Source organism: Pseudomonas sp. p50(2008) (assembly GCF_015351605.1).
GTDB lineage: Bacteria > Pseudomonadota > Gammaproteobacteria > Pseudomonadales > Pseudomonadaceae > Aquipseudomonas.
On the sequence record NZ_JACMYF010000001.1, the window covers coordinates 238,561 to 265,183 of the forward strand.

The 26,623-nt window shown below is 56.6% G+C and carries 19 protein-coding genes and 5 pseudogenes; 11 read left to right on the forward strand and 13 right to left on the reverse strand.

Going from position 1 to position 26,623, the window contains the following annotated elements; all coding sequences use genetic code 11:
- Nucleotides 1-70: 70 nt before the first annotated feature.
- The 3 genes from H7698_RS01040 to H7698_RS01050 all read right to left on the reverse strand — a co-directional run bounded on the left by H7698_RS01040 (nucleotide 71) and on the right by H7698_RS01050 (nucleotide 2,841).
- The gene (locus tag H7698_RS01040; RefSeq protein ID WP_032902060.1) at nucleotides 71-1,195 is read right to left on the reverse strand and encodes an alkene reductase; all 1,125 of its coding nucleotides are present in this window, start codon (nucleotides 1,193-1,195) and stop codon (nucleotides 71-73) included.
- Nucleotides 1,196-1,361: 166 nt separating this feature from the next.
- Nucleotides 1,362-1,664, reverse strand: coding sequence for a putative quinol monooxygenase (locus tag H7698_RS01045; protein WP_150578558.1), 303 nt, complete (start codon nucleotides 1,662-1,664; stop codon nucleotides 1,362-1,364).
- Between the two features lie 181 nt (nucleotides 1,665-1,845).
- The gene (locus H7698_RS01050; RefSeq protein ID WP_032902064.1) at nucleotides 1,846-2,841 is read right to left on the reverse strand and encodes a zinc-dependent alcohol dehydrogenase family protein; all 996 of its coding nucleotides are present in this window, start codon (nucleotides 2,839-2,841) and stop codon (nucleotides 1,846-1,848) included.
- Nucleotides 2,842-3,130: 289 nt separating this feature from the next.
- On the opposite strand from H7698_RS01050, the pseudogene H7698_RS31270 reads away from it, so the two are divergent.
- The 3 pseudogenes from H7698_RS31270 to H7698_RS31275 form a co-directional block, all read left to right on the forward strand.
- A pseudogene (locus H7698_RS31270) lies at nucleotides 3,131-3,259 on the forward strand (Na+/H+ antiporter NhaA); the annotation flags it as partial.
- A 97-nt stretch (nucleotides 3,260-3,356) separates the two neighbouring features.
- Nucleotides 3,357-3,572: pseudogene (locus H7698_RS01060) on the forward strand (chromate transporter); the annotation flags it as partial.
- Nucleotides 3,566-3,784, forward strand: a pseudogene (locus H7698_RS31275) (site-specific integrase); the annotation flags it as partial. The pseudogenes H7698_RS01060 and H7698_RS31275, both read left to right, overlap by 7 nt.
- 46 nt (nucleotides 3,785-3,830) lie before the next feature.
- Here the strand turns inward: H7698_RS31275 and H7698_RS01065 are convergent.
- The 6 genes and pseudogenes from H7698_RS01065 to H7698_RS01090 form a co-directional block, all read right to left on the reverse strand.
- Nucleotides 3,831-4,065, reverse strand: a pseudogene (locus tag H7698_RS01065) (transposase); the annotation flags it as partial.
- A gap of 358 nt (nucleotides 4,066-4,423) precedes the next feature.
- Nucleotides 4,424-5,686: an OprD family porin gene (locus H7698_RS01070; RefSeq protein WP_077748054.1), complete on the reverse strand. Its 1,263-nt coding sequence runs from the start codon at nucleotides 5,684-5,686 to the stop codon at nucleotides 4,424-4,426.
- Between the two features lie 104 nt (nucleotides 5,687-5,790).
- The gene (locus H7698_RS01075) at nucleotides 5,791-6,966 is read right to left on the reverse strand and encodes a 3-hydroxybenzoate 6-monooxygenase (protein WP_077748053.1); all 1,176 of its coding nucleotides are present in this window, start codon (nucleotides 6,964-6,966) and stop codon (nucleotides 5,791-5,793) included.
- Nucleotides 6,963-7,820 carry a fumarylacetoacetate hydrolase family protein gene (locus H7698_RS01080; RefSeq protein ID WP_020300858.1) on the reverse strand — a complete coding sequence of 286 codons (858 nt, stop codon included), beginning with the start codon at nucleotides 7,818-7,820 and terminating at the stop codon, nucleotides 6,963-6,965. Before H7698_RS01080 ends, H7698_RS01075 begins: the two co-directional genes overlap by 4 nt.
- Complete coding sequence (locus H7698_RS01085) at nucleotides 7,817-8,863, reverse strand: cupin domain-containing protein (RefSeq protein WP_020300859.1); 1,047 nt, start codon at nucleotides 8,861-8,863, stop codon at nucleotides 7,817-7,819. The genes H7698_RS01080 and H7698_RS01085 overlap by 4 nt, the downstream gene beginning before the upstream one ends.
- Before the next feature lie 18 nt (nucleotides 8,864-8,881).
- Nucleotides 8,882-10,348, reverse strand: a complete 1,467-nt coding sequence (locus tag H7698_RS01090) for an MFS transporter (protein ID WP_057445146.1) — start codon at nucleotides 10,346-10,348, stop codon at nucleotides 8,882-8,884.
- A gap of 186 nt (nucleotides 10,349-10,534) precedes the next feature.
- Here H7698_RS01090 and H7698_RS01095 point away from each other — a divergent pair, with 186 nt between their 5' ends.
- Nucleotides 10,535-11,281 carry an IclR family transcriptional regulator gene (locus H7698_RS01095; protein WP_032904489.1) on the forward strand — a complete coding sequence of 249 codons (747 nt, stop codon included), beginning with the start codon at nucleotides 10,535-10,537 and terminating at the stop codon, nucleotides 11,279-11,281.
- A gap of 14 nt (nucleotides 11,282-11,295) precedes the next feature.
- Here the strand turns inward: H7698_RS01095 and leuD are convergent, their stop codons facing one another.
- Nucleotides 11,296-11,940, reverse strand: coding sequence for a 3-isopropylmalate dehydratase small subunit (leuD, locus tag H7698_RS01100; RefSeq protein ID WP_020300862.1), 645 nt, complete (start codon nucleotides 11,938-11,940; stop codon nucleotides 11,296-11,298).
- 6 nt (nucleotides 11,941-11,946) lie between these two features.
- Nucleotides 11,947-13,359 carry a 3-isopropylmalate dehydratase large subunit gene (gene leuC, locus H7698_RS01105; RefSeq protein ID WP_020300863.1) on the reverse strand — a complete coding sequence of 471 codons (1,413 nt, stop codon included), beginning with the start codon at nucleotides 13,357-13,359 and terminating at the stop codon, nucleotides 11,947-11,949.
- A gap of 291 nt (nucleotides 13,360-13,650) precedes the next feature.
- Between leuC and H7698_RS01110 the strand changes: the two genes are divergently transcribed.
- From H7698_RS01110 to H7698_RS01120, 3 genes are all read left to right on the forward strand, one after another.
- Entirely contained in the window at nucleotides 13,651-15,246 is a 1,596-nt protein-coding gene (locus H7698_RS01110; RefSeq protein ID WP_032904492.1) for a GMC family oxidoreductase, read from the forward strand.
- A 49-nt stretch (nucleotides 15,247-15,295) separates the two neighbouring features.
- Nucleotides 15,296-16,621, forward strand: coding sequence for an NAD(P)-dependent benzaldehyde dehydrogenase MdlD (mdlD, locus tag H7698_RS01115; RefSeq protein WP_020300865.1), 1,326 nt, complete (start codon nucleotides 15,296-15,298; stop codon nucleotides 16,619-16,621).
- A 236-nt stretch (nucleotides 16,622-16,857) separates the two neighbouring features.
- Nucleotides 16,858-18,294 carry a carotenoid oxygenase family protein gene (locus H7698_RS01120; RefSeq protein WP_106118106.1) on the forward strand — a complete coding sequence of 479 codons (1,437 nt, stop codon included), beginning with the start codon at nucleotides 16,858-16,860 and terminating at the stop codon, nucleotides 18,292-18,294.
- Between the two features lie 155 nt (nucleotides 18,295-18,449).
- Here the strand turns inward: H7698_RS01120 and H7698_RS01125 are convergent.
- Together H7698_RS01125 and H7698_RS01130 are read right to left on the reverse strand one after the other, a co-directional pair.
- A pseudogene (locus H7698_RS01125) lies at nucleotides 18,450-19,838 on the reverse strand (aldehyde dehydrogenase family protein).
- 18 nt (nucleotides 19,839-19,856) lie between these two features.
- A complete protein-coding gene (locus tag H7698_RS01130; protein ID WP_020300869.1) occupies nucleotides 19,857-21,653 on the reverse strand; it encodes an FUSC family protein in 1,797 nt (598 codons plus the stop codon).
- A gap of 216 nt (nucleotides 21,654-21,869) precedes the next feature.
- Here H7698_RS01130 and H7698_RS01135 point away from each other — a divergent pair, with 216 nt between their 5' ends.
- The 4 genes from H7698_RS01135 to H7698_RS01150 are packed head-to-tail and all read left to right on the forward strand — an operon-like array spanning nucleotide 21,870 to nucleotide 26,610.
- Complete coding sequence (locus H7698_RS01135; RefSeq protein ID WP_020300870.1) at nucleotides 21,870-23,231, forward strand: MFS transporter; 1,362 nt, start codon at nucleotides 21,870-21,872, stop codon at nucleotides 23,229-23,231.
- A 19-nt stretch (nucleotides 23,232-23,250) separates the two neighbouring features.
- Nucleotides 23,251-24,102 (forward strand): fumarylacetoacetate hydrolase family protein, encoded by an 852-nt coding sequence (locus tag H7698_RS01140; protein WP_020300871.1) that lies wholly within the window; start codon nucleotides 23,251-23,253, stop codon nucleotides 24,100-24,102.
- Between the two features lies 1 nt (nucleotide 24,103).
- Nucleotides 24,104-24,925, forward strand: coding sequence for an IclR family transcriptional regulator (locus tag H7698_RS01145; RefSeq protein WP_020300872.1), 822 nt, complete (start codon nucleotides 24,104-24,106; stop codon nucleotides 24,923-24,925).
- A 29-nt stretch (nucleotides 24,926-24,954) separates the two neighbouring features.
- Nucleotides 24,955-26,610 carry a bifunctional 3-(3-hydroxy-phenyl)propionate/3-hydroxycinnamic acid hydroxylase gene (locus H7698_RS01150; protein WP_169868539.1) on the forward strand — a complete coding sequence of 552 codons (1,656 nt, stop codon included), beginning with the start codon at nucleotides 24,955-24,957 and terminating at the stop codon, nucleotides 26,608-26,610.
- Nucleotides 26,611-26,623 lie beyond the last annotated feature (13 nt).

The following is a 26,623-nucleotide window of genomic DNA, read 5'->3' on the forward strand; positions in this document are numbered from 1 at the left end:
ATATGCCCGCTCAACCGACAATGCGCCGGCCCCCGAACCGTATCGCTCGGGGGCCGGCACCTCGAGCGGACTATCCGCCATAGGTCGGATAGTCGGTGTAGCCGACAGCGGTTCCGCCGTACATGCTGGCCGGATCGACCGGGTTCAGCGGCCAGCCATTGGCAATCCGCTTGGGCAGGTCCGGGTTGGCGATGAACGGACGGCCGAAGGCGACCAGATCGCCCCAGCCCGCCTCGAGCACACGCTTGCCTCGCTCGGCGGTGTATTTGCCGGCATAGAGGATGCGCCCGCTGAAGACCTCGCGCACCGCGCTGCGGAAGCTTTCCGGCAGCTCCGGTGCGTTTTCCCAATCCGCCTCGGCCAGCGACAGGTAAGCGATGCCGACTTCTTCCAGCACCTTGACCGCTTCGACATAGGTCTCGTGTGGGTTTTCTTCGACCAGGCCGAGATATACGCGGGCCTCGTCGGTGCTGGCGAACAACGGGGCGAAACGCACGCCGAGCCGGTCTTTACCGACCACCGCGGCCACCGCCTGGGTCACCTCACGGAGGAAGCGCAGGCGATTTTGCAACGAGCTGCCGTACTCGTCGTCGCGCTGATTGCTGTGCGCGGAAATGAACTGGTTGATCAGATAACCGTTGGCGGAGTGGATTTCCACGCCGTCGAAACCGGCGTCGAGGGCGTTGCGAGCGGCCTGTGCATAGAGCTGTACCAGCTCCTTGACCTCGGCGGTGGTCAGTGCACGTGGCATCGAAGGCGGCGCCAGGGCGCCGGTGCCGGGACCTGTCTCGATGAATACGCTGACGCCCTCGGCCGGGATCGCCGATGGCGCCACCGGGGCTTCGCCATTGGGTTGCAACGAGGTGTGCGAGACCCGGCCGACATGCCAGAGCTGAGCGAAGATGGTGCCGCCCTCGGCGTGTACCGCATCGGTCACTTTGCGCCAGCCGAGGATCTGTTCGGCACTGTGGATGCCCGGGGTCCAGGCGTAGCCCTGGCCGCGCGGCTCGATCTGGGTGCCCTCGGTGACCATGAAGCCGGCACCGGTACGCTGGCGGTAGTAGGTCGCCATCAGGTCATTGGGAATGTTGCCTGGCTGCGAGCTACGCGAACGGGTCAGCGGCGGCAGGACGATGCGGTTTTTCAGGCTGTAGGGGCCCAGCGTGGTGCTTTCGAAAAGAATGGAATCTTTCATGTGTAACTACCTATATATTTGCGTTTGTAGATAAATAGATGCTAGTGCCTGGACAGGCACCTCTCGAGCGCTCCGTTTAGAACAGGCCGGTGGACGTCCAAGCCCAGTCGCGTCCCTGCCGCCGCAAAGCGGCAGGGACGCGACTGGAGCGCCTTGTTGGGTTTGCTTAGCCGGGTAGCTTGGCCGCCAGGACGTCAACCTTCTCGATTGACGGCGGTTTGGCAAACAGCTCGGCAGCCTTTGCCATAAGCGCCGCTGCGACCTTGCCCGAAAGATGAGCCTGCCGACCTGCTTCATCCGGGAAGGCGTCAAAGATGCCAAAGGTGGACGGCCCCAAGCGGATTCCGAACCACGCCGTAGTGGCTGGCTCTTCCTCCACTATTGGAAGGCCATTCAAGAGAAAGTTCTCTACCTCTTTCTCTTTCCCAGGCTTTGCTTCCAGACGAACGAACAACGCTACTTTGACCATGACGTACCTCCTGTTGTTACGACGACATCACCATGCGTGACGTATTCCAGTAAGCCCAACGCGATATTCGCCGATTTGCCGCCCAGCTCCAGCGTGGCGGGGATGAAGGGGCAGCGTCGAGTCATTTCCGCAGTCGCGGGAAAGGCGACTCTGCCCTCTCCTGGTCTTTCACGAACTGCCTCTACCGAGATACCGTGACGACGATCTTGCCGAACTGCTGGTTCGATTCCATGTAACGGTGCGCTTCGACGATCTGCTCGAAGGGGAAGGTCTTGGCAATGATCGGCTTCAGCTGTCCGGCCTCGAGGCCGCGCGTGATAAAGGCTTGCGCAGGCGCCAAGCGTTGCGGATCACCGGTCAGTTCGAACAGCGTGTAGCCGCGCACGCTCAGGGCCTTGTTCATCGCTACCAAGGCCGGGAACGGCGTCTCCTGACCGCTGAGATTGCCATAGATGAAAAGCAGGCCCTGCTGACTCATCGCTTGCGCCAGTGTTTCGACTTGCGGCCCCGCGACCGGGTCGAAGGCGATGCGCGCGCCGCGGCCGTCGGTGATCCGCATTACCTCCGCGACCAGGTCCTGCTCCTCGGTGGCGATCACATGCGCCGCCCCCGCCTCGCGTAGCGCCGCCTCCTTCGCGCGCGTCCGGGTCGTCGCGATCGGAATGGCGCCGACGCTGTTGGCGATCTGGATCGCGGCCAAGCCGACGCTGCTCGAAGCCGCCGTGATGATCACCGCATCACCGCGCTTGAGTTGGGCAATCTCGATCAGTGCGCCATAGGCGGTCAGATACTGCATCCAGATCGCCGCCCCCTTCACCGCGCCGACGCCCGCCGGCCGCTTCAGAACCCCCGTGGCCGGCACGATCGCCTGCTCGGCATAGACGCCAAACTTGTTCATGGAAAAAGCCGGAATCACGCTGACCGCTTCGCCAACCTCGAAGCCGTGAACGCCGCTGCCCAGCGCCTCGACGATGCCGGAAGCTTCGTAGCCGAGCCGGGCCGGCAGATGCGTCGGCTCCAGGTACACACCCGAGCGGAACATGGCTTCCGCGCGATTCAGGCCGATCGCCTCGACGCGGATGCGCAGCTCGCCGGAGCCCGGAGCGCCAACTTCGAGCTCTTCGATCTGCAAGACTTCGGGGCCGCCGATCTGATGAAAACGGACAACACGGGTCATTTTGGGTCTCCTTCTATTGAGGGATGGGAGCAGCGAGCCAGCCCTTGGCTGGCGCAGGTTAGCCGCCCCGCGCGTTACAACGTCGCTTCGGTCTGTGTGTCCGGTGCGTGGCTACTTCACGGACATGCAAATGCTATTCGCCATATATAGATTTGTAAATATGTAATTTTAATAATTTTATGCCCGTCCCTGCTCCCCCTATCTACGCTGCCTATGAACTCTCCCTGTCGAAAAAAATGCTGCCATCCGCTAAGTGCGCCACGGCGTGGTTCGCTCTTCGCCGGTCATCTGGGTCGCCTATGTAATCATGCCGTTATTTGCGCTCGCCAATGCCGGCGTAAGCCTTGATGGCGTCAATCTGGCCAATGAAGGCTCTTTGACGGTCATGCTCGGTGTGTCGTTGGCACTGCTCCTGGGCGCAAGAGCGCCAGCTATTCAGCCCAGCAGGTTTGCCTCACTCGGACGGCCGGGTACCTGGCAAACCTTCGGCTACTTTCATGCACGAAGGCAAACGCATGACAAACACCCACACTGACCACCACAGCCCGTGGTCTGTCTTTCTCATCTTTCTGCGCCTTGGACTGAGCTCCTTCGGCGGCCCCATCGTGCACTTAGGCTATTTCCGTGACGAGTTCGTCACACGACGGCGCTGGTTGTCCGAACGCAGTTATGCAGACTTGTTGGCACTGTGCCAATTCCTGCCAGGGCCTGCAAGCAGTCAGATCTGGATGTTATCGATCGGTGCCAAAACCATGTACTGGCCGGATCTCGGGTGAGACGTCACTACCTGTATCATGATTACGCCGAAGAAAAGAAGCGCGCTTGGAACCTGCTGGGTGATCGACCCAGTGCAGTTTTGTCCTCCACTTACGATCATCAACCGACCGAATCAATGATGTCTTTTCCAGCGTACGCCGCCACTGGATCACTACCACTTTCATAAGCCGGCATCATTAGTGCTGAGTTCTCATAGATTCGTAGATTACGTCCATGCAGCGACCCAGCACTTCATTAAACAACCAGCGAAAGAGATCGCTGTCGCGAAAACGGCCGTGTGGATTTTTAAAACGTCGAATGATTGGGTATTTCATCTTCAAGGCTCAACCGGCAGAACCAGCGATACGCCATATTCAATGGGCCTTCGCACAATCGCGGCTCTGAGCGAATGCCGTAGCAATAGCCCACGTCCAGCATGCAGATCATCAGTTCAAGATCAATCGACGGACAGACGGCCTATCTAGCTATAGAAATCCGCGAGAAGCGGACATCTAGCGTGAAATCCACGACTGCCATTCTTGGGTCGTGTTTCCCCCGGAACTCGTACCAGAGCCAGTCAAAACTTTGTGGGATAACACATCCAGACAGTGCTCACAGTTTCCTTGGGTGTCCCAGGATCGCGCGTGGATATCGACTGTACTGACCGTGCTAACAAGCAAGGTCAAGCTCCTGCAAAACCTTCCCCCCACTAAGTAGTGGGGTGCAGCCGCGAGGGGGGGGGGCTGAGCAGAAGACCCACAGTGACCGCGCACGGGTCCTGGGGTTAAGCCTGATGTTGGCACGCAGGGCTGGGGCGAACGCAACGCTATAGGAGCTTCCAGGTATAACTGAGGACGACGCGATACTCGTCAATATCAGTTCTGTAATTAGACCGCGCTACCGCGTCGCGAAGCCTGATGCCGAATCCCTTGACAGGCCCGCTCTGGAAAACATAAGACATATCGATATCGCGTTCGCTGTCTTTACCTTCATAGCCGCGCCCTGTCTCAACGTTGTTCCCCACGACGTATCTAGTCGAAAACAGCAGGCCCGGTACCCCCACCGCCGCAAAGTCATAGTCGTAACGCACCTGATAAGACACTTCGTCTTGTGATGAAAAGTCATAAGTGGGCAGTTCATTGGCCAAGGGCGCAATATTGGCGAACACCCGGGGGAACGCGGTGTCACCGTACATTCTTTGGTACCCTACGGTCACAGCATGCCCGGACCTTGCCACCCCGAGTGTGCCATACAGAGCGCGGTTATCGACCTTCCCGATTAGGTGATCACCATCTTCAACAGCATCATACTGTGCCAACGTACCGCTTAGTGACCAACGCCCCACTAACTGCTTATGCTTAATGCCAACATAACTCTGCCGGTAAATGTCCTCCAGTTGGGCGTACCAACCACTGACGGTGGTACGTGACTCATTAAAACTATAGTCACCCCCCATATAATTAAAGGCATCACTGGGCGACGCGCGTTGCGGGATATAGCCCAACATGGCGATCAATTTTTCGTCCCCGGCTTCATTTCGAAGGCTAGTCGATTTGATACGCCCGCCTTGAAGGGTCAGTCCAGCAAGTTCGCTACTGGAAAAGGAGACACCCTGATAGGATGGTGGAAGCAACCGAATGTCGCTGAAGGGCAACACGGGAATGTCGGGTTGAAGTTCACCCAGTCTCAGCTCGGTTTTAGAAAACCTGGCTTTTAAGGTTGGCCCCAAACGACTGTAATCGTCGGCAGGGGCCCCGCTATCCTTGATAGACAGCAAGCCCGTCCCTACCCGCCCACGGCCACTATCGAGTTTGAGACCCAAGGTGGCAACAGCATCGATACCAAACCCAACAGTACCTGGGGTATAACCGGATTTGAAATTAAGAATGAAGCCTTGAGCCCACTCTTCAGCCTTGGGTTTCTCGGTCCCACGAATATCTAAGTAGTTGCGTTGAAAGTAGTAATTTCTGGCTTGCAGTGTAGCGGTTGAATCTTTAAAAAAATCCGAATCCTCAGCCCATGCCAAGCCCGGCGCACAAAAATACAGTAACGCCGGCCACACGAGTGGCGCGCAATTTTTGTTGTTCACGATTTCACCCTTTTTATTTTTATAGAATGATCATTGCGTGCAGCTGAAAGCGACGATCAACCCGGCAACTGAGCACCGTTGAATAATTGATCGTCACTGGATTTCTAAATTACCGCGTCATACAACCAAGAGAGACCGGCATACGCCTGTTCAGGAGTACGGGTGCCGAGCATGTTGTTACGTAGTTCGGCCGCAACTCCCTCGGCGTGGTAGAACTCACCATGAACACGTGCCATGACCTGACAACGGCCCGTGCGAAGGTATCGGCGAGCCTGATAGGCTTTAAAAGCCGACTCAAAATCACCCTGACACTTTTCGATCTCCTGTGCGAGTACGACGCCATCCTCCATCGCCATACACGCCCCTTGTGCAAGGTATTGCAACATGGGATGCGCTGCATCGCCCAGAAGTGTGGTACGTCCCTGACTCCAGTTTTTCACGGGTTCACGATCGCACAATACCCACATCCGCCAGCTTTCAATTTTGGACAGGAGCGTTTGTACGGTGTCACACGTGCCGGCAAACCGACGGCGTAATTCTTCAGGGTCGCCCTCGGTGTTCCAACCCTCTACATAGCGGTCGCTGTGGAAGACTGCCACCAGGTTGAATAGTTTTCCACCTCGAAGCGGGTACTGGACCAGGTGGGACTTTGGCCCCCCCCAAAGAATCATCGAGTTGCGTCGAAACTCAAGCGGCACGTCCTCAATGGGCAACACCGCCCGGTACGCAATGTGCCCGGAGACCACAGGCGCACCGTCACCGACAATTTTCTCTCTGACTTTCGACCACAATCCATCTGCGCCAATCAGTGCGCAACCCCGAATGGTTTCACCTTGGTCAGTGGTCACGCATACGGACAGGCCATCATCTTCGTAGCCCACCACTTTTGTGGCGATCCTGAATTCGACATCAGCGGACTCGCGACACGCGGCCAGAAGAACCGAATGCAGGTCCGCACGATGCACCAAGGCGTAGGGATACTTGAAACGTTCCCGAAACGCTGCGCCTGTCGGGATGGTGGTAACCATCTCAGCGCTGACACTGTCCATGAAGATCAAATCATCGGGTAACACGGTCAGTTCGCGTACTTGATCAGCAACGCCGAGCGTCTCCAACACGCGAAAACCGTTAGGGCCCACCTGGATCCCCGCACCGACTTCGCGAAACTCTTCGGCCTGTTCGATCAAGAGCGTTTTGAAGCCCTTATGTGAGAGTGCCAGCGCTGCTGCCAGACCACCAATGCCCCCCCCAATGATTACAATTGGATCTTGTAGGCTCATGACGACACGACCTCGACAACAATTTCACCAATCCCTTCAATTCGTGCTTTGATCTGATCACCGTGAACAATGGGACCCACACCTTCGGGCGTTCCGGTGTACAACAAATCACCCGGCTCAAGTGTGTAATAGGTCGAGGCGAATTCGATCAGCTCTGCCACGTTCATGATCAAATCCCGAGTATTGGCGTGCTGGCGTTTCTCACCATTAACCTCCAGCAGCAACTCCAAGCCCTGTGGGTCGCTGAGCTCATCAGCCGTGACAAGCCATGGCCCCAACACCGAGTAAGTGTCCAACGATTTGCGCAAGCTTCGCTCTTCAGGCCCGCGGATCGTGATGTCCAGGCCAATGCTGTATCCGGCAACATAGGCCAGTGCGTCTTTCGCCTTCACATCCTTGGCACGCTTGCCAATAACAGCGACTAGCTCGATTTCGTGATCGGTACGGCGCTCTGGAAGATTAATCACAATCGGTTTACTGACACCGATCAGCGAGCTGGTAGCTTTCAGGAAGAGGCCCGTCTCCTGGATTTTTCGGACATTGGCACGTGTAAACGTCTCCGTGTCTGCGATGGCTTCATCAAGGTGAGCTTGATAGTTGACAGGCGCAGCCACAATTTTGCCTGGGTTACCGACGGGGCTAAGCAGCTCGACATCGCTTAACTTGAAGACCGCTGCGCTTCCCTTGGCAAGCGAGATTTCGGGGCGTAGCTCGGCCAGGTTAGCGATCAGCAGGTCATGGCGCGGAAACGGATAACGGGCAGGTGACAAAATACGCAGTGCTTGGGAAACGTCATAGACAATGTCGCCCTCAATCAGGCCCAAACGGTTATCGTTAAACAGACAAATTTTCATGGTTTTTCTCCTGGTGTAGTAGTTGCGCTCGGATTGATTTCGCTGCGCCAAAAACCGAGGTGTTCTTGCAACGGTCGATCGGAAAAGCTGAACAGTACGCATTGCTCGTCCGCCTCAAAACAACGCCATGCCCAACCCGGAACAACAAATACGTCGTCCTTGCAGGCTGTCCACGTTTGGTCACCGACCTGAACGCGCAGGCTGCCTTCAACCACGCAGCAAACAGCTCCGTCGGTTTCACGAAAGCTCGTGCCCTTGAACCCTGCTGGGAACATCTGCATAAAGGCACCCATCGAGCGAATCGGGGACAGCCCATTCGTTGGGTTGGTAAACATCAGTTTGAAACCGTTGCACGCGTCCCACTCATCGACGAGCGACAACTGTTCAAGCGCTGCACGCGTGCGCGAATAGGGGTAGTGAAAAAGTGGGCTGACGGGGCCGCCGTGGGTGTCGCCTACAGGTCTCAGGCCAGCGGCGAATCGCGCATTGGAGTCGCCTGTCGGGCGTGTCAGGGCCTGACGTAGATTCGGGTCATCAGCAGAGAAACCGGCGTTGAGCATTTGCACAACAGGCACATCCAGGCCGTCCAGCCACATCACAGGTTCCGTGCCCTGCGCACCATGGTCATGAAAAACGTTCGTGGGCGTGATGACAAAGTCACCCGGGTTCATTAGTACCTTTTCGCCATGCACCGTAGTGAACCCACCCTGGCCACTTAAAATCAGTCTTAGCGCAGACGCCGTATGGCGATGACTGGGGGCGACCTCCCCGGGCAGGATCATTTGAATACCCGCATAGAGGGATGACGTTATCTGCGACTTGCCCCGAAACTTAGGGTTTTCTAGGACAAGCACACGGCGCTCCGCATCTTCGGCGGAGATGACCTCACAGGCCATTTTCATATTTTGGCGAATGGTTTCGGCGCGCCAGATTACGGGGTCCGCCGTCTGCTTGGGCTCGCGCGGGGTAAGCCCGCGCAATACCTCCCAGAGGGGCGTCATGTTGTCATGGGCAATGTGATCTCTAAAGGCATTGTTACTCACAAATATCTCCTTACCTATCTATCGAACTTCGTTCAGCCGTGCATCGCTACGGTCTTGGTTTGCGGTCCGTGCGATGTGGCGACGGACGAGGGTCAGCGCGACAAAAAGAATCAACATCATGGCTGCTATAAAACCGAAGAACCGAGTGCCTGTGCTGGCAAGAATCCAGGGGCCGATGAAAGCGCTCAGCACCGCGCCCAGCCGTCCGAAAGCTGCGGGCAAACCGACGCCACTTGCACGCATTGAGGTAGGGAATATCTGCGCCGCCAGCACGAATAGGATTGCTTGTGTGCCCGGTACGCAGAGGCCGAGCAGCAGCAGGCTAACGGTGATGATAGGGAGCGAATTCGCAGCAGGTTGCAACGGCGTTACCATCAGCGCAGCGCAGCAGGCCAACGCCCCCGCCGCCATGCAGAGCATGGTTTTGCGCGAACCGAAGCGACTGAACAGCCAGCCGCCGCCCACCCCTCCAATCAGGCCACCGAGGCTGAACAACGCCATACTTGCGCTGGACATACTGACGCTGTAACCGGCCTCGACGAACAGGGAGGGGGACCAGGTAAACATGAGGTAGCTAGACAGAATCACGGTAAAGAAAGCGACCGCCAGAACCCGTGTGTCGCCGGCATATTCGCTGGCCATTAACGTTCGCACCGAAGCCTTCTTGACTGCAGCCGCTTCGCCGCTGTCCTCCAACGTGGTGGTCAATGACACCGCATGCCCCAGGTGGCGAATGATGTTCAGGCACGCTGCCGGCTTGATGCCGCGCGCCACCAGAAATCTCAGCGACTCTGGGACGCCAATGATCAGCGTCAGCGCGACGATCAACGGCGCACACCCCGCAATCACGAAAAAACTGCGCCAGCCAAGGGCAGGAAGAATTTGCGCCCCTAACAGGCCAACGACAATACCGCCAAAAGGCAACGCGCTCATCCCGATGGCGAGGGCAAGGCTGCGCCGGCGCAAAGGTGTGTACTCAGCCAGCATTGCCGTGACGTTAGGCATGGCTGCTCCCATGCCCAACGATGCAATCACTCGGCAGACGCCCAGAAAGACGATGTCATCGGCGAGCGCGCCCAATAACGTCATCAGGCCAAACGTTACGCTGGACGCGATGAGGGTCCATTTTCTGCCGATGCGGTCGCCCAACAGGCCCCCGAGGGCCGTCCCCAGTGCCATGGCCACGAAACTGAATCCAAGCACCGGTGCAAAGGCTGCGCGGCTGATACCCCATTCGGCTGAAATGGAGGACAGCGACAGGCTAAGCACCTGCGCGTCCACGCCATCGAACACCATGACGAGGGCGACCAAGAAGAGAATTCGCTTTTGATAGGACGTCCACTCTCCGTGATCGAGAATAGGGGCGATGTCGAGGACGGGGGACGATGGCTGCGCTAGCTGGCTCATGATGGAACCCTCACACCTTAAGGTGTTTTGTATTATTTGTTGTAATACGATAATTATGTTTTTTCCAAAAAGTGTCAACGCTTTTATCTTATGGCGCTATTTTTGTTTTTACTCACCTCGTGGTCGAGCTTGGCGGTAACATGCGGGCTCCGTCAAGCACACCTTTCTAAGGGGGCAGGGTTGATAAAGCAGCAGGTAACCGGCGCGTCAGCCATGCAAGTCTCAGGCGCAGAAGATCCCAAAGGCAGCTCCCAGGATCGCTTGATGCGCCTGCTCGAATTGTTCAGTGGAGACAGCAAATCTGATTGGTCTGTGGACGAAGCGGCGATCGAGTTAGGACTATCGGCGAGCCATACGTACCGTTACTTTCGAACCCTGTCGGGTGCCGGATACATCAGCGCCTTTACCCCGGGGCGCTACGTGCTGGGCCCAGCAATCATCGCGTTGGATAGAAAAATGCGGTTGGGTGATCCGATGATCCAGGCTGCAAGGTTGGTCATGGGTGACATGCTGAATGCGGCCCCCGCTGACAGCATCGCGATTTTATGCCGGTACTTCCAAGAGCACGTCATGTGCGTGCATGAGGAGTTCACCACCCGTTTCAAGCAAGACATCAGCTATGAGCGCGGCCTCCCAAGGCCCCTTTACCAAGGCGCAGCCTCAAAGGTCATCCTGGCGCACCTGCCATTGCGCCAGGTCAAACCCTACTACGAAGGCGTAACGGGCGAATTCGAGCGCTTTGGCCTTGGGGCCAATTGGGCGCAAGTCAAGCAGACACTGAGATCGCTGAGAAACGAGTCCGTAGTCATCACTTCAGGCGAATTGGGCAATAGCGCTGCGGGTATTTCAGCCGCCGTTTTTGACGATAAACGGGTGATCGGCAGCATCAGCATCGTGATACCCGTCGTCGATGCCTCCCCGGAAGTCAGAACACTGCTCGCGCCTATTGTTGCGAAGGCCGGGGCCGAGATGACGCAGAAAATGACGGTGTTGGCGTCTTCTGGATCATGAAATACACAACGCCGTCAGCTCTCTGGAAACAGCCAAGGCTCGGTGGCGCGTCGCTTGCTTTCGTATAAGCGCACGTCGTCGGCTTGAGCGAGCGTCAGGCTGATTTCATCGAGCCCCAACATCACGCATTTTTTGCGGAATGCATCGATCTCGAAACGGTAGATCACGCCCTCAGGCTGGGAAACGGTTTGGTCCGCTAGATTGATCTCAAGTTGCAACGCAGCATCACGGGCCGCGAGTGAGAACAGGTGATCCATTTCATCCTTGGTCAACACGATGGGCAGCACGCCGTTCTTAAGGCAGTTGCCATAAAAAATATCTGCGAAACTGGTGCTGAGCAGCGCTTTGAACCCGAAATCACGCAAGGCCCACGGCGCGTGCTCGCGGCTCGAACCACAACCGAAATTATCTCGGCACAGCAGGATTTGCGCTGACTTGAACCGGGGCTGGTTGAGCATGAACTGCTCGTTGAGCGGTCGTACCGAGCAGTCGTCCCCAGGTTGGCCTTGGTCTAGATAACGCCAGTTATCGAACAGGTAATCGCCATAGCCATATTTGCTGATCAATTTCATGAATTGCTTCGGCAAAATGGCGTCCGTGTCCACATTGATTCGATCAAGCGGCGCCGCTACTGCACAAAACTGCTTGAATGGTTTCACGGCCTTTCAACTCCTTATCTGGGCAGCGGTTATATCAACGAAATGTCCTGCCAGGGCCGCCGCTGCTGCAGTGACCGGGCTCACGAGGTGAGTTCTGCCACCCTGCCCCTGACGCCCCTCGAAATTGCGATTGGACGTAGATGCACAACGCTCCCCAGGGAGCAGCCGGTCCTCGTTCATTCCCAAGCACATCGAACAACCGGGCTCGCGCCATTCAAACCCAGCGTCGATGAATATCCTGTCCAAGCCCTCGGCTTCAGCCATGGCTTTGACCTGTCCTGATCCCGGCACCACCAATGCTTGTTTGATACGCGTGGATACTTTTTGACCGACTACAACCTGGGCAGCTGCCCGCAGGTCCTCGATGCGTGCATTGGTGCAGGAGCCTATGAAAATCTTGTCGAGTTCGATTGAAACGATGGCTGTGCCCGCTGTAATCCCCATATAGTCGAGCGCGCTGACCAAGGCCTGACGTTTAGCGGGGTCTACTTCGTCCGCGGGGTCGGGCACCTTTTCTAGAACATCGCACACCATTTGCGGAGAAGTTCCCCATGAAACTTGAGGGGCAACTTTTGCTGCATCCAGGTTCACCACCTGTTGGAAAATTGCCCCAGGGTCGCTGTGAAGCGTGCGCCAAAACGTAGCGGCGGCCTCCCAGCCTGCGTCTCGCGGCGCATGAGGTCGGCCGTGCAGGTAGGCCAGTGTGGTCTCGTCTACACCGATCAGCCCGACGCGAGCTCCGGCTTCGATTGCCATATTGCAAAGGGTCATCCGCGCTTCCATGGACATGCTACTGACCGTGCTGCCCGTGAACTCGATTGCATGACCGGTGGCCCCCGCAGTACCGATTTTGCGAATCAAGCTCAGGGCCAAGTCTTTTGCGGTCACGAACGGCTGCAATTCGCCGTCGATCTGAACCTTCATCGCCGCCATGGGTGAAACACGCAGGCACTGGGTGGCGAGAACGTGCTCGATCTCGGAAGTGCCGATGCCAAATGCCAAGGCCGCGAAAGCACCATGGGTACTGGTATGAGAGTCGCCACAGACGATGGTCATTCCCGGAAGACTGGCGCCAGATTCAGGCGCGATGACATGCAAAATGCCCTGCCTTTGATCACCCATTTTAAAGTGGCGCAGGTTCAGGTCATCGCAGTTACGCTCAAGCGTCTGAACCTGAATTTTCGCTACCGGATCCTGAATGCCCAGAGCCAAGTCCCTAGTCGGCACATTGTGGTCCGAGGTGGCGATGATCGTGCCGCTTCGCCAAGGGTTCAGCCCCGCTGCCGATAAACCTTCAAAAGCCTGGGGGCTGGTGACTTCATTGATCAACTGCAGATCGATGTAAAGCATCGCCGAACCGTCCGGGTCATGACGTACGACGTGCGTTTCCCAGAGTTTTTGCAGCAGCGTTTTGGGCACTGGAGGCTCCTCTTGTCAGATCGATCATTACGGACCTGCCTGGCCGGATTGTAGGCAAGCTTGCTCAGACAATATAGAGCGCTTTTATCGTAATGCGCTATTTTTGATTTTTAAAGAGTGGCAAAGTACTATGTGTTGTCCAACTGTACTGTTCAGATTTGTAAAATCTGAACAGCGAAAGCGCCCGCTTAAACGATTCCTGATCTCGGCTTTTGATAGCGATGTCTGATAGGCAGTGCGCTATCCCCCCTCAATACTCATCCGTTCAAGAGCGATCCGCAGTGGGTAAATATGACAACTAAAAGCTTTGACGTGCTGATTGTAGGAAGTGGTGCAGCCGGATGCGTGGTGGCCAGTTATCTGGCCGAGAACAGTCGGGCCAGCATTGCCGTGATCGAAGCCGGCGGCAAGGATTCCGACCCGCTGATCCATATTCCAGCCGGCTTCGGCACCATCCTGGCCAAGGATAAACACGTGTGGACCCATTCCACCGTCGCCCAGCATGGTACTGAGCGACGCTTTCGCTCCGGCAAGGTGTTGGGGGGAGGCACGTCGGTAAATGCCATGGCGTATGTGCGTGGCCAAAAACGCGACTTCGATGCGTGGGACGAAGCCACCGCAGGCGACGGGGACTGGAATCACGCCAGCATGTGGCGTGCCTTCATCGAGCAAGAAAAAAACGACACGTTCCATGATGAACATCATGGCACCCAAGGCAATCTGGCCGTGCAGCTGCCCAAAGGGATCAACGAACTGAACCAGTATTGCCTGAAGGCATTTCAGGAATACGGCCTGCCCTACAATCCGGATTACAACGGCGCCAGCCAGATCGGTGTGTCACCGGTGCAATCGAACATCGAGAACAGTCGCCGTTGCAGTGCCGTAGTCGCGCACCTGCGCCGTCATCTGGAGAGTGGCCGCGTCACCTTGCTGGCGAACACAACGGTCACTCGGGTGCTGATCGATAGCCACCGCGCGGTAGGGGTCGAAATACTCCAGGGCGGGACTACGCAGCAAATCCAGGGCAAGCAGGTCATACTCAGCGCCGGGGCGGTACACAGCCCGAAGATTCTCATGCATTCCGGCATAGGCCCCAAGACCCAGTTGCAGGAATTCGGCATTGAGGTGATGGTCGATTCCCCCGGCGTGGGCGAAAACCTACATGACCACCCTATCGTACCGCTCAGCGCCTATGTGAAAGGGAACTTGGGCTATCAAAGCGTTGCCCAGGGCCTTGGGACGCTGAAGGCAGGGATCCGCTACATCCTGACCAAAGACGGCCCGGCCGCAGGCAGCGGTATCGAGACGGTCAGCTATTGGGATCCCCTGAACTTACAGGGCGACCCTACCGTTCAGTGCTATCACGTACCAATCATTTCCAAAGACGGCTTGAGCCCTACCGGTACGCGCCCCGGCGTGACCTTCGAGTTAGTGGTGCTTCAGCCTAAAAGCCGCGGCTGGGTACGTTTGGCTGACGCTGACCCTACCTCTATGCCGCTGATCAACCCAAATTTCATCGGCCACGAATACGATTTGAAAGTGGCCGTTGAGTCGGTGAAAGCCATGCGCCATGTCCTGACTCAGGAATCGCTAGCGCCGGTGATCGACGAAGAGGTCTCACCGGGTCCCAGCGTGCAATCCGATGAGCAGATTGGCGAATGGGTCAAACGCGTCGCCACCACCATGTGGCACCCGGTCGGCACCTGTCGCATGGGCAAGGACGAAGGTGCCGTCGTTGATGGTCGCCTGCGTGTGAAAGGCGTGGAGCATCTGCGTGTCATCGATGCCTCGATCATGCCCAACATTACTAGCGGCAACACCAACGCGCCCACTCAGGCGCTGGCCCTGCACGCTGCCAAAATGCTCTGTGAAGATTACTTTCGCTGATCTGCGTGACGCTCATAAACATCCACTGAATTCGATAAGGTGACAACCCATGAACTATCCAAGCTCCGAGTCCATCGATGCAGTATTCGAGTCGCAGCGTGCCTATTTCGCCTCCCGCCAAACCCACCCCATCGAGTTTCGCAAACACAGCCTGGAGCGCCTGAAACAGGCAGTGCTCAATCACAAAGAGGCGCTGTACGTCGCACTGGACGAAGATTTAGGAAAACCCAAGGCCGATGTGGACCTCGCGGAGATCGGCGCAGTCCTCCACGAAATCGATTTCGCCCTCGCCCACCTTGACGAGTGGGCGACACCAGAAACGGTACCCACCGCAGACCTGATTGCGCCGTCCCAGTGCTATGTCACGCAAGAGCCCTTTGGCGTTACTTACATCATCGGGCCGTTTAACTACCCCGTAAACCTGACGCTGACGCCGCTGATAGGCGCAATCATTGGCGGCAACACTTGCATCCTTAAGCCCTCCGAAACCACCCCCAACACTTCACTGGTCCTCGAGAAAATCATTCAGGAAGCGTTCTCTCCCAACTACATAGCTGTGGTTCAGGGTGGACGCGATGAGAATACTCACCTGCTGAGCTTGCCGTTCGATTTCATCTTTTTCACGGGCAGCCCTAACGTCGGCAAGATAGTGATGCAGGCAGCCGCCGCGCACCTCACACCAGTGATCCTGGAACTAGGCGGCAAGTGCCCTTTGATTGCCCTGGCCGATGCCGATGTCGATCTGGTGGTGTCGCAGCTGATGTTTGGCAAGTTCATCAACAGCGGCCAGACCTGCATCGCACCGGATTACTTGTACGTCCACAGCAGCATCAAGGATGAACTGCTAACTCGCCTGACGCAGCGCATTCAGCAGGACCTGCCCGACATAGGTTCCACGGGAAAAGTCGTCACGAGCCAACAAGTATCGCGTCTTCAAAACTTGTTGAGCAAGAGCGCGGGCAAGGTGCTGGTCGGCGGCGATGCAGACCCAGAACGGCGCGTATTCAGCGCCACCGTGGTCGACCAAGTGCAATGGGACGATGCGCTGATGGCCGAAGAGCTGTTTGGGCCCATTTTGCCGGTGCTGACTTTTGATTCGGTGGATAATGCAGTCGATCTCATCAATCAACATCACTCCAAACCACTGGCCGTGTATGTGTTCACAGGCCACACAGCCAATGCCAACCCCGTCATCGACCACATTCAAGCCGGCGATGCTCAGGTCAACGGCGTGCTGGTGCACGCGTTTTCGCCATACCTGCCGTTCGGTGGGGTGGGCGGTTCAGGGATGGGCGAATATCACGGCCGATACAGCTACCTGGCATTTACCCACAAAAAGTCTGTACGGATAGTTGAGTCTGGCAAGCCGGTATAAATAAAACACCAACTCCGCGAACCTGAGGCAGGTCAACGGCAGGTATTCTTTGCAATCCTGCCTTGATCGCGCGACCACATAAACCGTGACGAGCTCAACATAAACAACTGCATGCACCTCAGTACCAACACTCCATAAGAATTCGTACTCACAACCCGGAGACAGCAATAACACCAAAGGCTAGCATTCTATTAACCCTTAATAAGACACCCCTATTAGCCTTCGGGAGATACATCATGTGGAACAATAGCAGCCCCTTTTTACAAGGTATTCGCCAACCCCTCTCCAACGAAATCATCGCCAATGAACTTCGCATAGAAGGTACTGTGCCGCCTGAACTTGAGGGCGTGCTTTTTCGAACCGGATCCAACCAGCGTTGGGAGCCTGCTCGCCCTGACCGATACCACTGGTTCGACGGAGATGGCATGGTTCATGGGTTTTATATCAGCAACGGCGCTGTCAACTACCGCAATAAATGGGTGCGCACCGAGGGTTTCAAGGAAGAAGAAGCAGCCGGTAGATCGCTCTACAACGGTATTTACGGGTCTTACGAAGTAGCTCAACCACAGCTTGAAAAGGGGCCGGCTGCCGTCAAGCAAGTAGCCAACGTCAATGTCGTGGAAATCGACGGACGCGTATTGGCTCTGCAAGAGGCGGGTAGACACTATTATGAACTTGACCGAAACACCCTGGAAACCATTGGTACCTTTGATTTCCACGGCGCAATTGATGCACTGGTTACCGCGCATATCCATACCGACGCCGCAAAAAATGAACTACTATTGTATACGGTCGAACCCGAAACCCGCCGATTCGTCTGTGCACTGGCTGACAAACAAGGGAACATCCTGAAACAGCACGTCGTTACACTTGACGCCCCCGCCTATATTCACGACTTCATGTTCACTGAAAATCATTTTGTCTTCTTCTTTGGGCCCATCAACTGGCGTCCAGAATCACCCGACCGAGTTCCTGCAGGCAAATCTGCGTGGACGTTTGACCCAAAGCAGAGCAATCGAACCCTGGTGGTCCATCGGCAGACCGGTGCAACTCAATGGTTCACCGATGAAGCTTACCAAACCACACACTTCGTCAACGCCTACGAGGAAGATGGCAAAATAATCGTCGACGGCTGCGTCAGTGACCTCCAGTTTGTCGATGATATAAAAGTCGAGAATTTCTTTCCGTTTCCTTTTCCTGACGCTGGACGCTCGCCGTTCACACCTCCCGCGCTGTACCGCTGGACCCTGGATCTCGATGCCGGTCAGATGACACGAGCACGGGTCGGAAATTTCTCCGTCGAATTTCCTAGGATCAATGAAAAACTCCTGGGTGCAAAACACCAATACGGCTACTTTGCCGGTGTACACCAGCCCAAAAGTGACAGCCACGATTTCAATTGCCTGATAAAGCACGATTTTATTTCAGGCAAAACCGAGTACCAAACACTGGAAGGTGACAGGGACGTGTCCCCTGCCGAGCCGATATTCGTGGCCAAACCCGATGCGGTGAGTGAAGACGATGGTTGGTTGCTGGTCGTCTGGTGGGATCCCCAGACAAACAAAAGCGAACTGGTGATCCACGACGCGAGCGACTTCACGGGCGCACCATTGGCACGGGTAAAGCTGGATCATCATATACCGCTGGGTTTTCATGGGAACTGGATCCCATAACCCACCGGTAGAGGTCTAGCCGAGCGTTCTGGCAACAGCAACGCACAACTGACTGCCCTGCAAATAACGTATCGCTGCAGGGCAGTCTTTGTATGAAGGAACGCCCCTTTCAAGGGGCATTCATGCCATACGATCAGTCCACTAAAACCCTGACCTTAAAACGGATAAGCGCGACGTTTGTGTTGCACCGAGTTCCAGTGATCGCTGGTCAGCTCCGCGATGATCCAATCGCTGTTGAATCGCCCGATACCACTGTTTTTCTCGCCGCCAAACATGTTGTTCGGATCATCATTGACCGAGATGTCGTTGATGTGAGTCATGCCGGCTCCAGCGCATGTGCCTCGTCACGCGCAGTGATGATCGGCGCTACAGGACAAAATTGCTCAGCCTGGGCCAAGTCACTCATGTTATCGACATTGACGAACACATGAGGCGGCAGTACCTACCCGTGTGCAGCGCCACCGAGCAACAACTCGATGCTTTCGGCTTTCGCCGCCTCGATCCGGGCCACTGCGCCCTCCAACTGGCGACGGTTGATCAGCGGGCCAATGACTGTATCTGCAAGGTCAGGATCGCCGACTTTCAACTGGCGAACGCGCTCGACAAACGCTTCGACGAAATCCTTTTGCAACGAGGCGTCGACGATAATCCGGTTACTGCTCATGCAGATTTGACCTTGGTGCAGGAAGCGCCCCACAACGGCGGCGTGCACCGCCAGATCGAGGTCCGCGTCATCAAGCACCACACACGGAGCATTCCCACCCAACTCCAACCCGACTCGCTTGAGCGTCGGGCCTGTGACTGCCAACGCGCCCAATGTGCCGCCCGACCCGAGTCGATCCCGTGAAGAAGATGAATTTTGGAATCGGGTGCAGGGTAAAGGCATCACCCAAATCAGCCACGTCTCCCACGACCACGTTCAAAACTCCCGGCGGAAAACCGGCCTCTTCGTAAATTTTCGCCAACAACAAACCACCGGTCACCGGCGTATCGTCGGCAGGCTTCACGACGACGGCGTTACCGAGTGCCAGCGCCGGTGCGATAGACCGATTGGAAAGGTGCATCGGCCAGTTCCAGGGACTGATAACCCCGACCACACCCAATGGTTTACGGTAAACGCGGCTTTCTTTGTCGGGGGTGTCGATTGGCAGAATGCGGCCGACGACTCTCGAAGGCATGGCCGCGGCCGTGATCATGGTCGAACGTACCGCTGACCACTCGATTTCGGCTTTGGTACGCGTGCTGCCTGACTCACGAATCAATCAGTCGACAATTTCTTCGTGCCTGGCTTCCAGTACGCTAACGGCGCGCATGAACAAGGCTGAGCGCTCATTAGGTAACGTCTGCGCCCATGCTTTCTGCGCGGTTGCTGCCGCCTGGTAGGCGTCGTCGAGGTCGCTAACATCACCCAGCGAAAGCTCGGTCAGCAGGGCGTTGTCATAAGGGTTGCGGTTCTCCAGGACCTTGCGCGTACTTCCGGAACGCCAGGCCCCGGCGATGTATTGGCCAGTAAAGTTTTGCCACGGTGTTGGGCGGTCAGACATGGGTGTTCTCCGGTTGATTCAAAGTAGGTCAGCGCCAGTATTCTTCTTGCTTGCCAGCCTGGAAGTCGCGAGGTTTTCCAATTGCTGGTGCAGTGCAAGGGTGTGATGTTCATCAGTTCGGTGGTGAGCGAAAAGCTGAGCAATCGCTGCGCATTCGAACGCAGCAATGAGCAGTGGAGAGGCCTTTTTTTCGAGGCTGATCAGACTTGTCAGAAGACCCCTGACTTGATCATAAATTCGTGCCTGAGCAGGTGGGGCAGGTGTATCCGAGATCTTCAGTGCGAGCCGCGCAATGCGCTTGCACAGGCGCTTGCGCTGGGAGCCTGGCGATGAAGGAACCAACCATCGGTAGGTCAGCACGGCAGTGAACACCCCGCCCAGAATTGCCAACATCTGCAACAGGGTATGTTCAAGGGAGGTGTCTACCTGCAATCCAGGTTGAGCGATTAACAAAAAGGTCATGTTCAGGTCGATGGCCAGTTTTGCTGTACCGGGCCGAGCCATGAGCAACGCTCCGATCATCAAAAACGGTGCGATAACCAAGGCCAGCTCCCACACCGTTCCCACTTCAGGTAACAGCCAAAAACGGCAGGTCACGCCAAGAACGGCTCCAGCGGTCGAGCCAACAAGTACGTCTTTTAACGCCGCACTGGCGTGGCTATGGCTGGAGAACAGCGAGGCGAACAACACGGCCGTCATGACCATCATTGGACCGTCTGACCAACCCAGGCCCCACCACATTGCGGTGGCGATGGACATCGCAATCAAGGGTCTGGAGCCCGCGAGGCATGTTGCGTGCCAGTCGCGCTGTTGAGTTGATTGCAACGCTTCCCTGCCTGGCGTTTCACAAGCATTCAACGCTGCAAAGACGCGTTGTAATTTTTCAACGAACAGCGTGCCTGCGGCAAGGTTTTCAGTGTTTTTGTGGACCTCATTGATCACCGCGAGCACCATTGCAGCTGCCGATTCAGGATGAGTTGCTACCAACAGGTCAGAGGGAAATCGGAGTTTTTCGCCAACATCGAAATGGCTACTTACGAGCAAATCGACAAGCGCGCCCAGCGTGTCGCGAGTGCGAAAGACCCGTAAACGCATTGTTCGAGAACCTGTAGCAATTTCATCCAGGCACAGATCAAGCGCCGCTAGTTCCTGCAACAGCGCACTAAAACTTTTGGCATCGTGTGCAGTGCCTGCCTGCAACCTTTTGAGGCTGTAGTGAACGCTGGCCACAATCAGCGCATCGAGTCGGTTGTACACGGATTCCAGGGACGCGGACTTGCCTGTAAACGTCCATGAAAAACAAGCTGAAGCCAACACGCCGATGACGGTGCAATAGATTCTGCCAAGGGCTAGGTCCACATCGAGCACGGGGTCTTGAATACCAAACAGCGCGACGATCGCTGCGGTGTAGCCTGCCAGCACAAAACCGTAATTTCGAAAATGTCGAAACAGGTTTCCATACCCGGCGCACGCTGCGATCCAGGCTGCCAGTACGAGCATTAGCCAGTGCTGCTGATCAAAGAACACCGTCAGCAAAAGTCCGCCTGCCATGGCTCCCACCACCGTACCGATCAGCCGCGCGCCGATGCGTTCGATCAAGAGGCCTCGCGTAGGTTGCGCCACCAGCCAGACTGTCATCGCAGCCCACCAAGGATGGTGCAGGTCCAGCATTTGAGCGATGACCAGCGCCAAGAGAGCTGCCGTGGTTGTGTGCAGACTGAAAATCAGTGCTGACCGAGAAGGCCACTGAAGCTCGGGCTGCATGCCAAAACGGCCTATCAAGCGACCGAATGATTGAGTGATCCACTTATTCATTTGATGAACTGACATCCGCAGCCTGATAAGGGAAACGCAGCCGCACGCGGCTCTCATTGCCATGGTGCATGCCGACGAGAAACCAAAATATCATATTTCCTGCTATTTAGGATTTTGGTTTATTTTATCTTTACAGGATTTTTGCTTCGTAATAGATTTAGCCTCAGTCAAGGGCACCTGCCTGCCCAGACAATAAAAACAATAAGAGGCCAGTTCATGCATACGCCTACACCCAGCAATATCCTCTGCGACGTCGTTGACGCCCTCCCTGTCAGCCGGTTGCAATGGGAGGGGCTCGCCCTCTGCGTACTGGTCGCAGTGCTAGACGGATTCGACACCCAGATCGTCGGTTTTCTGGTGACTGCCATGGCATCAACCTTGAACGTAACGCCCCAAGCCTTGGCACCGGTGTTCGCGGCGGGTTTATTTGGTTTGATGCTCGGCGCACTGCTACTGGCCCCTATGGCGGATCGCTTGGGGCGCAAGAGAATTCTGGTGTTGTCGATCCTGCTGTTCGGCACATTCGCGTTACTGACCGCTTTTGTTAACAACGTCTCGCAGTTGCTCGTCGTGCGCTTTCTGACCGGCATAGGCCTCGGCGGGGCAATTCCCAACCTGGTGGCGCTGATCTCTGAATACAGCCCGCGACGTTACTCGCGCAGTGCCGTGACGCTGCTGTTCTGTGGCATGCCACTGGGCGCCATGCTGGCTGGCTTGACGGTCGACCAACTGCTCGCTACCTGGGGGTGGGAAAACCTTTTCCTGATCGGTGGCGCGCTGCCGTTGCTGGTCGCCGGCGTTGTGGTGTGGCGGCTTCCAGAGTCGGTTGAGTTCCTCAGTCGCCAACCCGGCAGTCGTGCTGCCCTCAGCGCTATCATTAAACGGCTCGCACCCAACCTCGCAGAACTGCCCGCCAGTCTTGGCCAACTACGCCAACAGGCAACCTCCTCTACCTCCCTGAGTCGTCTTTTCACAGCCGGCATGTGGCGCCGCACCCTGCTGCTTTGGCTGCCGTATGCCATGAACTTGCTGATTTTGTACTTCATTATGAGCTGGATCCCGACGCTGTTAGTGGCAGCCCATGCACCGCTGAGCATGGGCATTCGCGCCATCATTCTCTTCAGCCTGGGAGGTGTGATCGGCTCGGTCGTACAAGGCTGGCTGATGAACCGCTGGGGGTCGGTCAACGTATTGACCATCGAATTCATGGGCTACCTGACAATCGTGCTGGCGCTCAGCCAATTGCCTGTTTCTATTTATTCGCTTTTCCCCGCAATGTTGTTGCTGGGCATTTTGGTGCAAGGCGCGCAGGCAGGTCTTAACGCTTTGGCCGCCGAGTTGTACCCACAGGAAATACGCTCCACAGGCATCGGCTGGGCACTTGGCGTCGGGCGAGTGGGTTCCATTACAGGGCCCGTTTGCGGCGGCTTGATGTTGGCAGCCGGCTGGGTTTTGACAGAGATCCTCAGCGCAGCGTTGGTTCCGGGAATCATCGCGCTGACGGCGATTACCTTGCTACGACTTGACCCCGCGAGCAAACAACAACCCACACCCTCACAGTCTGTTACACATCATTGATGCAACCAGAGGCATACCCATGAAAATCGCAAGCTTCGTTTACCAAAACCGTTCCACGTACGGCATTGTTAAAGGTGACCACGTCATTGACCTGGAATCACTCAAGTCTCACCTGGGTGCGGACCTCAAAGAAGCCATCGCGCGCAATCGACTGAGCGAACTGGGGGCTGATGCGCTGAAAGACCTGCCTCGCCTGGCATTGAGTGAAATCACCTTTTTGCCGGTCATTGCCAACCCAGGCAAAGTGCTCTGCATCGGGATCAACTACGCCACGCATGTGCGCGAGACTGGTCGGGACATGCCGACCTACCCGATGATTTTCACCCGCTTTGCCGACAGCCAGACCGCACACCTGCAGCCCATCGTTCGCCCAACCGTGTCCCACAAGCTTGACTTCGAAGGTGAACTGGCCGTGGTGATCGGCAAGACCGCTCGCCACGTCAAACCGGAGGACGCCTTGGACTACGTCGCCGGCTATGCCTGCTACAACGACGGCAGCGTACGTGACTGGCAGAAGCACACGATCCAGTTTGTTCCAGGGAAGAACTTCCCGGCCACCGGTGGATTCGGCCCATGGATGGTCACCAGCGATGAAATCGTCGACCCGCAGGACCTGGAACTGACGACTCGTTTGAACGGCGAAGTGATGCAACACACGCGCACCAGCGACATGATTTTCGATGTGCGCAAGTTGATCGAGTACTGCACCGCGTTCACTGAACTGGCCCCTGGAGACGTAATCGTCAGCGGCACCACCGGCGGCGTTGGTGCATTCCGCGAGCCACCAGTCTGGATGAAGCCGGGCGATATCGTCGAAATCGAAATCGAGCGCATTGGTATCCTGCGCAACAGTATTGTAGACGAGAGCTGACATGCAAAAACCGTTTGATTCCGAAGACACCACCGAGCACCTGGCAGACAGCAAAGGCTCCAGCCTGGAGCGGATGCTGCGAATTCTCGACCTGTTCACCGAGCACCATCCCATCTGGACGGTCGACGGGATGGGAAATGCGCTGGGGTTCACACGCTCCACTGCCTACCGTTATGTACGCGAACTGGCCGAGGCCAATTTGCTGTTTCAGGTGGAGGCCGGTCGCTATGCGCTGGGCGCGAGAATCATCACCTGGGATCGCCAACTGCGCGTCAGTGATCCGTTGGTACGCGCGGCGCACTCCCTGGAGTCGACCTTTCCGCAATGGGGTGCCGAGCAAGCCTGGTTGGTGTGTCGGCTGTTCAAGGATCAAGTGGTCTGTATCCATCAAACCGGCAACCTTTCCAACCAAGTGAGCTACTCGCGAGGATCGCCAAGACCTTTGTTCATGGGAGCGACCTCTAAAGCGATCCTCGCCAACATGGGCTCACGGCATCAAAGCCAACTGTTTCTGGAAAACCCGAGTGACATCGAGTCCAGCAACCTTGGCAAGACTTGGGAGGTGTTCCGGCGCTCGCTCCAACGCTTGCGCCGCCAGGGATATGTGCTGAGCACCAGCGAAGTCGATGCTGACGTCTTTGGCCTCGCGGCCCCCATATTCGATGGCGACGGCAAAGTGGTGGGCAGCATCAGCTGCGTGCGCCCGACCTCGCAACGCGATAGCGAACAGGATGAAGTGCAAGGCCAGCAAATCCTCGCCCTTGCCGACAATCTTTCACAACTCATGACCGCGCTGGCGCACAGACCAGAAGTACTGGACTGACCAGCCCGGCGGTCACCGAGGGAATAAAAATGACAACCCTTACACCCGTGAATACTGACGTACTGATTATCGGTGCCGGCCCGACAGGACTCACGTTGGCCAACCTCCTCGGACAGGCCGGCGTGCGTACGACCATTCTTGATCGTAAAGCCGGCACCGTGACTGAACCGCGTGCCGTTTCGATCGACGATGAGTCGCTGCGAACCATGCAGGCAGCCGGGCTGGATGAAGCCGTGTTGGCTGACGTCGTCAAAGGCTACGGCGTTCACTACTTCGACAAGCCAGGGGGACGTTGCTTTGGCAAGGTCGAACCTGTCGGCAAGCAATACGGCTACCCCAAACGCAATGCGTTCAGGCAACCCCTGTTCGAACGCACGCTGATGCAAGGTATGGAGCGTTTCCCTAGCCTGACTCCGCTTTTCTGCCATGAACTGATCGACTTCACACAGAACGCCTCAGGCGTTCTCGCTCGAATACAAAATGCGGCCGGTGACACGGTTGAGGTGCACGCCCAGTACATGGTTGCCTGTGATGGCGGCAGAAGCCCGGTTCGAAAACAACTGGGTATCGATATGGTGGGTTCCAGCTTCAAGTCCCGATGGTTGGTCGTGGATCTGGATCAGGACGATGACCCGTTCTGGCAGACTCGTGTGTATTGCGACGCGCAGCGACCTGTCGTAGAAGTGCCCGGCCCTCATCAGACACGTCGCTTCGAGTTCATGCTCAAAGACGACGAGACTGATGAGCAAATGCTCAGCGACGCTAGCCTTGGCAACTTGCTGCGGCCGTTCCGGGGTGAAAAAGCTTATTCGCTGGTGCGCAAAGTGGTCTACACCTTCCACGCCAGGGTTGCCTCTCGCTGGCAGGAAGGTCGTGTTTTTCTCGCCGGTGACGCTGCGCACCTGACCCCACCCTATGCGGGCCAAGGCATGAACAGTGGTGTGCGTGATGCGCATAACATCGCCTGGAAACTTGTGGCGGTACTCCGGGGACAAATGGCGAAAAGCGCCCTCGAGACCTATGAAAGCGAACGCCGCGATCATGCCTGGGCGCTGATCAAGCTGGCGCTGAATCTCGGGGTGGTCATGGCGCCGGCTTCAGCCTTGCGCGCCAAACTCATTACCAGCACCTTCCGCGTGATCGGGCTGATCCCGCCTCTGCGCGATTACTTTCTGCAAATGAAGTTTAAACCAAAGCCTCGTTTTACCCAGGGCCTGGTGTTATCCCAAGGTAAGGCCGGCAACCTGCGCGCCGGGACCATGCTGCCGCAGCCGACTCTTTTCGACTCTCACGGCTGCGCGCAACTGTTGGATGAGCACATCGGCCCGGGCTTTGCCTTGATTCAATATGGCGATCTGCGCAGCCAACGCATGGATCAACTGCAGCACCCGCTCTGGACCCACCTGGATGCCAAGCGCATCGTGATCATTCCACAAGACGCTCCGCTTCCGCCCCCTTTGGCGGGACTCACGATCGTACATGATCGCAACGGTGAGTTAAGCGCACTGTTTGCCGAGGCCAGCACCTTCCTGCTGCTACGTCCCGACCGCTATGTCGCCGCCATATTTGACCAGGCTCAGGAGTCAGAAACAGCTCTGGCTCTTCAGTCCTTGTTGGGCATTGCACAGGCTACGACAGTCGCCGTCGCGGCTGCCAATACCGCCCATTCCCCAGTTACTCTTTGATCGCGGAGTTTTC

Excerpts from the sequence above, each read along its gene's own strand:
- H7698_RS01040 (WP_032902060.1), bottom strand. The coding sequence starts at position 1,195 with ATGAAAGATTCCATTCTTTTCGAAAGCACCACGCTGGGCCCCTACAGC.
- H7698_RS01045 (WP_150578558.1), bottom strand. The coding sequence starts at position 1,664 with ATGGTCAAAGTAGCGTTGTTCGTTCGTCTGGAAGCAAAGCCTGGGAAA.
- H7698_RS01050 (WP_032902064.1), bottom strand. The coding sequence starts at position 2,841 with ATGACCCGTGTTGTCCGTTTTCATCAGATCGGCGGCCCCGAAGTCTTG.
- H7698_RS01075 (WP_077748053.1), bottom strand. The coding sequence starts at position 6,966 with ATGAGCCTACAAGATCCAATTGTAATCATTGGGGGGGGCATTGGTGGT.
- H7698_RS01080 (WP_020300858.1), bottom strand. The coding sequence starts at position 7,820 with ATGAAAATTTGTCTGTTTAACGATAACCGTTTGGGCCTGATTGAGGGC.
- H7698_RS01095 (WP_032904489.1), top strand. The coding sequence starts at position 10,535 with ATGCGCCTGCTCGAATTGTTCAGTGGAGACAGCAAATCTGATTGGTCT.
- H7698_RS01110 (WP_032904492.1), top strand. The coding sequence starts at position 13,651 with ATGACAACTAAAAGCTTTGACGTGCTGATTGTAGGAAGTGGTGCAGCC.
- mdlD (WP_020300865.1), top strand. The coding sequence starts at position 15,296 with ATGAACTATCCAAGCTCCGAGTCCATCGATGCAGTATTCGAGTCGCAG.
- H7698_RS01120 (WP_106118106.1), top strand. The coding sequence starts at position 16,858 with ATGTGGAACAATAGCAGCCCCTTTTTACAAGGTATTCGCCAACCCCTC.
- H7698_RS01130 (WP_020300869.1), bottom strand. The coding sequence starts at position 21,653 with ATGAATAAGTGGATCACTCAATCATTCGGTCGCTTGATAGGCCGTTTT.
- H7698_RS01135 (WP_020300870.1), top strand. The coding sequence starts at position 21,870 with ATGCATACGCCTACACCCAGCAATATCCTCTGCGACGTCGTTGACGCC.
- H7698_RS01140 (WP_020300871.1), top strand. The coding sequence starts at position 23,251 with ATGAAAATCGCAAGCTTCGTTTACCAAAACCGTTCCACGTACGGCATT.
- H7698_RS01145 (WP_020300872.1), top strand. The coding sequence starts at position 24,104 with ATGCAAAAACCGTTTGATTCCGAAGACACCACCGAGCACCTGGCAGAC.
- H7698_RS01150 (WP_169868539.1), top strand. The coding sequence starts at position 24,955 with ATGACAACCCTTACACCCGTGAATACTGACGTACTGATTATCGGTGCC.